This is a genomic window from Thermoflexus sp. (assembly GCF_034432235.1).
Classification (GTDB): Bacteria; Chloroflexota; Anaerolineae; order Thermoflexales; family Thermoflexaceae; genus Thermoflexus.
Window position 1 is genome coordinate 1 of record NZ_DAOUCJ010000056.1, and the last position, 5,711, is coordinate 5,711.

The window sequence follows — 5,711 nt, forward strand, 5'->3', positions numbered from 1 at the left end:
CGGTTCCGCCGGAGCGGCGGGCGGCCCTGCGGGCGGAGCTGGGCCTGGGCCCGGAAGACCAGGTCGTGCTGATGGTGGGCCGGATGCTCCGGCACAAGGGGGTTGCCGAGTTCGTGGAGGCCGCCCGGCGGGTCCGGCAGGTCTTTCCGGGGGCGGCCTTCGTGCTGGTGGGCCCTTCGGACCTGGGCAATCCGGCCCGGGTTCCGCCGGAGGAGCTCCGGGCCTGGGAGGCGGCGGGCCTAATCCGCTACCTGGGGGTGCGGGACGATGTGCGGGATCTCATGGCGGTCGCCGACGTGGTGGTGTTGCCGAGCTACCGGGAGGGGATCCCGCGGGTGCTCATCGAGGCGGCGGCGATGGGCCGGCCCCTGGTGGCCACCGACGTGCCGGGCTGCCGGGAAGTCGTTCAGGACGGGGTGAACGGGTTTCTGGTGCCGCCCAAGGACCCGGCGGCCCTGGCGGCCGCCATTGAGGCCCTCTTGGAGGACCCGGGCCTTCGGGCCGAGTTCGGGGTGGCGTCCCGGCGGCTGGCCGAGGAGCGGTTCTCCGACCGGCAGGTGGTGGGCCGGATCCTGGATCTTTATCGCGAGCTCCTCGCAGAGAAAAATCTGGCTGTCTGGACCTGAAGCAGGCCGCCCGAATCCGCCGGATGTCTGGATCCTGATCGGAGAACGCAAATGTTAAGCGAGGGAAGAGGATGCAGATCGCGCGGGGCTTTCCCCGAGTGCACGAAGGGCGTTTTGCCCTCCCGCTGGTCGAGCGAAGAATCCTCCTGATGGTCCTGGATCTACTCGCGGTGAACGGGGCGCTGTGGATCTGGCTTCATCTGCGCCCGGAGATCGTCGTCCGCCCCCCTCACTGGTTCCTCCTGGTGAGCGTGCTCTATCTCCTCGCAGCCTTCGTCTTTGATGCTTATGAGCCCCGAGTGAGTGTCCGTTTCCCTTCCACCGCCCTGACCGTGGCGAAAGCGGGTCTGATGGCCGCTGCGCTCTTTCTGCTCATCCCATACCTTCCCCCGCCTCTGCCCACGGCTCGCTCCCTTCTCTTCGCTTTCCCATTGCTCGCTCTTGCCGCCCTGGTGGGAGGACGGGGACTTTATGCCTTGATTTTCACGCGTCCTGCCTTTCAGCGCCGCACCCTGATTATCGGCGCCGGCTGGGCCGGCCGCACGATCGCGGAGGCCCTCTCGTCCTATGGGGATGGCAGCTATGAGATCGTTGGCTTCGTCGATGATGACCCTGCTAAGCACGGCGCCCGGATTGCCTGGAAGGAGGGAGAGGCCCGGCCGGTGCTGGGGGATCGCCACCGACTCCCAGAGCTCATCGCTGCCCATCGAATCGATACGCTGGTCCTGGCCATCACGCACGACGTGGATGGGCAGCTGTTGCAGATGCTGGCGGACTGTCTGGAGCTGGGGGTGGAGATCCTTCCGATGCCGGTTCTGTATGAGCAGCTCACCGGCCAGGTGCCGGTGGAGCATGTGGGAGATAACTGGTATGTGGCCATGCCCCTGAGCCATCCCCTCACCCGCACGATCAACCGCGCGATCAAGCGAGGGATGGATTTGATCCTCGCCTCCCTGGGGATGCTGGTGCTCGCCGTGCTCTTCCCCTTCATCGCCCTGGCCATCTACCTGGACTCCCCCGGGCCGATCTTTTACACGCAGGAGCGTGTTGGGAAAGGGGGGCGGGTGTTCCGGGTCTACAAATTCCGCTCCATGGTGCCGGATGCGGAGAAGGGGCGAGCGGTGTGGGCCCAGGAGAACGACCCGCGGGTCACCCGGGTGGGGCGCATCCTGCGCCGAACCCATCTCGATGAGTTCCCTCAGTTTTGGAACATTCTCAAAGGGGAGATGAGCGCCGTGGGCCCGCGGCCGGAGCGTCCTGAGTTCGTGGAAGAGCTGGCCCGGGAAATCCCTTTCTACCGGGTCCGCCATGCGGTGAAGCCCGGTATGGCGGGATGGGCTCTGGTGAAATATGGCTATGCTTCATCCAAAGAAGATGCCCTGATCCGATTGCAATATGATCTGTATTACATCAAACATTGGTCTCCTTGGCTGGATCTCGTGATTCTGTGCAAAACGGTGGTGGATACTCTGACGTTCCGGGGCCGGGCGTAGGCCGGAGGGAGAGGCCTGGGGCCCGGTGCGTCTCTTGGGAGAGCCTGTGAATTCCTTCAACGAAGAAACGAATATCCTTCGGGCAGCACCCGCATGCGGGTTCTGATCACCGGCGGCGCGGGGTTCATCGGATCTCACGTGGTGGAAGCCGGACGGCAAGCCGGATGGGAGATCTGGGTGGTGGATGATCTCTCCCGGGGCTCCCGGACCCATCTGCCGGCGGATATCCCGCTGTTGGTGATGGATGTTCGGGACCCCGCGCTGGAGGAGCTGACCGTTGATTTCCGTCCGGCGGTCATCCACCATCTGGCCGCTCAGGTGGATGTGGCGGCGTCGGTGGCGGATCCATGGCATGACGCTTCCGTCAACCTGCTGGGCACCCTGCGGGTGCTGCGGGCGGCCCTTCGCGGCGGCGCCCGGCAGGTGGTCCTCGCTTCTTCCGCCGCGGTGTATGGGGAGCCGGAACGGCTGCCGGTGGCGGAGGAGCACCCGCTTCGCCCTCTTTCCCCCTATGGCCTGAGCAAGGCGGCGGCGGAGGCCTATGCCCGCTGGTTTGGGGCCCATCATGGGCTGGAGGTGACGATCCTGCGCTATGGGAACGTCTATGGCCCCCGGCAGCCGGCGGTTGGAGAAGCCGGGGTGATCGCCCGCTTCCTGGCCGCTCTGGCCGACGGCGAGCGGCCGGTCATCCACGGGGACGGGCGGCAAGTCCGGGATTTCATTTACGTGGGAGACGTGGCGGCAGCGCATCTGCAAGCGACAGCCCGTGGAGCGGGAGGAATCTATAATATTGGGACCGGGCGGGCGATCTCCATCCGGGGGCTCTATCGGCTGATGCAGCGGGTAACCGGTGTGGAGGGCGAGCCCGCCCATGGCCCTCCGCGGCCGGGGGACATCCGGCGGATGGTCCTGGACATCCGTCGGGCTCAGGCGGAGCTGGGATGGACCCCACAGGTCGGATTGCCGGAGGGCCTGGCCCAAACCTGGAAATGGGTGAGGGCGGGAAAGCGAGGCCCATGCGCCCCGATGTTCTGATCGGCGTTGTCGCTTCCCCTTCCGGCCATAAGCAGGATGCCTGATGTGTGACCCCTTCTTTACACAGCAGGATCCAGAGGGACCGGAAGACCAGTTTTAGAATTCTCCTGCAAAAAGCTGAGGGATGGGCTGCGTTTCTGAAAAGAGGCTTGCCGGTCTGGCGCTGGGACTGGTGGGATTGGGGCTGATCCTGGGGATCCATCCCTGGATGATGGCCATTTATTACACCGAGCTCGGGGCTCGCGAAGTCGAGGCCGCCCTGCGGCCGGTCTTCCCGGACCGCCTGGCTCCCGAGCAGATTCAGGATCCCGGGCGCTTGGCCCGGGGCATCGCCCACCTTCGGGCGGCTCTGGCGTGGGATCCGCACCATCTCGCCGCCCGGCGTTGGCTGGCTCGGGCCTATGCGGCCCAGAATCAGCCCGACGAAGCGCTCCAGATCCTCGAACCAGCCCTCCTGGATTTTCCTGCAGATCCCCGTGTGGCCCTGGAGCTGGGCGACGTGCTGGATATGCGCGGGGATGTGGAGGGAGCTATCCGGCTTTATGAGCGCGGCCGGATTGGAAGCCGTCGCCTCCCCCTGGTGGCCAATTACTTGAAGCGAGCCGACGATGCGCGCCGCGAGAACCTGGATCTGGCCGCTCGTCTTTATCAACGCGCCCTGGCGTTGGATCCCGGGAATCTGTATGCGTCCTATCGTCTGCTGGAATTCTACCGGCATCTGGGGGATCGGGCGGGCATAGAGGAGATGACCGGGCGATTGCGGCGGTTCGGATCGGAGAGCGTGAGGGTTCGAGTGGATCTGGACTTCCGGCTGCCGCGCGCCGAGGCCTCCGCCATGATCGCTCTGGTCGAGGACGGGATCTGGGATCGGGGAACCCTCCGGCGGGTGATCAGAGCTCAGCTGGCCCTCGCGGCGGAGGGATTGCCGGGTCTGATGGTCGATCAGGCCTTGGAGATCCTCCGGGCGCGTCGTCCTCAGGATCCTCACTGGGTGTTTGATCAGGCGGAGCTGAGGCATCGACGGGGGGAGAAAGGGCAGGCGGAAAGCCTCTATCGGGCGGCTCTGGATCTGGATCCTCACCTTGCCCGGGCATGGCTCCGACTGGGGATGCTAAAAGAGGACGAGGGCACCCCGGAGGCCCGGCGGGAGGCGGCGGCATTCTATCGGCGATATGTCGAAGCAGCCCCCGATGATCTATTGGGATGGCAGCGCTGGCTTCGCGCATGCGAGGGGCTGGAGGAAGATCCATCATGCGCCGGATCCACAGATGGACGGCGATACTTCGCGGAGCGCACCGATGACCGGCGCCTGGCTGCCGATCTGTTGGGGATCCCGGAGCCATGGCTGGGGCTGGGGGAGAATCAGTGGGCCTTTGGCGATTTTGAGAAATGGGAGGGGTCGAAACCCCAGGGATGGGAATGGTCAGATATGTCCAATGCAACGCCCTGGGCTCCGGGTCTTTTCCTCAGCATCCCAGAGACTCTGGAGGCCTATCATGGACAAGTCGCTGCCCGCGTAGATGGTCTGTGGACCGAGGCGCAGGAGGGCCGGGAGTCAGCACGAGCTGGATACTGGAGCCATTCGGTCCTTGTGGAACCCGGGGCGCTTTATCTGCTTTCCTTTGCCTATCGGGCGGACCTGGCTCCTGGGAGTTGGATCGGGATAGGGCTTTCAGGCTATCCGGAGCTGCGTTTGCCGGACACGGGAGGAAGCTGGCGGTATGTGGGGATCATCGCTCGGAGCCCCGAGTCCGATGGACAGGTCCAACTGCTCTTGCGGCTATGGGGCGAAGGGGAAGCGGCCTTCGACGCCGTGGCATTGCGGACATTGCGGATCCCCTCGGATCGTGTTCCTGCGGACCTCCCTCGGATGACCGTTCGGTAGGAGAGAGGATGAATCGGTGTTCAGCTGGGAACTCGCGTTGGACATGGCCGGCGCTCTGGATGGCGCTCGCCCTCATTCGGGGCTTGCTCTACGCGGCAGTCGTTCCGCCCTGGCAGGCTCCCGATGAGCCAGGTCATTTCGAATACGCATGGCACATCGCCCGGCTTGGCCGTCTGCCGGCCCCCGGGGAGATCCTCCCCGAATTTGAGAGGGAGCAGCTCGGCTCTCTTTATGCGTGGCATTATGGAGCGTTCATCGGCCGTCCGCTTCCAGACCGGATGCCCGAGCGGATCTCGGAGCTCCCCTCGAGCATTTTCGTTCAGCATTCCCGAACCCTTCTCGGTGGCCGGTTCTCTCTCGCGTATCTATGGGCGGCGGGGTTCATGGCGCCGCTGATTCACGAAGATCTGTCCGTTTTGCTGTATCTGGCCCGGGCGTCCTCCGTGATCCTGAACGCGATGGTGATTGCTTTGGCCTGGGCAATCTTCCGGGAAGCCGATCTGCCGGAGGGATGGGCGGTGGCTGCCACCGGGTTCCTCGTCTTCTGGCCTCAGCACACGTTCATCAATGCCAGCGTCAACGAGGGGCCCATGGCGGAGCTCTGGGCTACCTTAGCGCTCTGGGGATGGATCCGGCTATTCCGGCGAGGGCTGTGCCCCCTGGGCCTTGGGG

General features: G+C 65.0%; 4 protein-coding genes and 1 pseudogene. All 5 read left to right on the plus strand.

The annotated features are described in order from the left end of the window. The coding region (locus VAE54_RS06705) for a glycosyltransferase (RefSeq protein ID WP_322801175.1) at positions 1-626 on the plus strand (626 nt) is incomplete at its 5' end. 71 nt (positions 627-697) lie between these two features. After that, positions 698-2,119, plus strand: coding sequence for a sugar transferase (locus VAE54_RS06710; RefSeq protein ID WP_322801176.1), 1,422 nt, complete (start codon positions 698-700; stop codon positions 2,117-2,119). A gap of 93 nt (positions 2,120-2,212) precedes the next feature. Next, positions 2,213-3,154, plus strand: a complete 942-nt coding sequence (locus VAE54_RS06715) for an NAD-dependent epimerase/dehydratase family protein (RefSeq protein ID WP_322801177.1) — start codon at positions 2,213-2,215, stop codon at positions 3,152-3,154. Positions 3,155-3,278: 124 nt separating this feature from the next. Then, entirely contained in the window at positions 3,279-5,039 is a 1,761-nt protein-coding gene (locus tag VAE54_RS06720; RefSeq protein ID WP_322801178.1) for a tetratricopeptide repeat protein, read from the plus strand. 8 nt (positions 5,040-5,047) lie between these two features. Then, positions 5,048-5,711: pseudogene (locus VAE54_RS06725) on the plus strand (DUF2142 domain-containing protein); the annotation flags it as partial.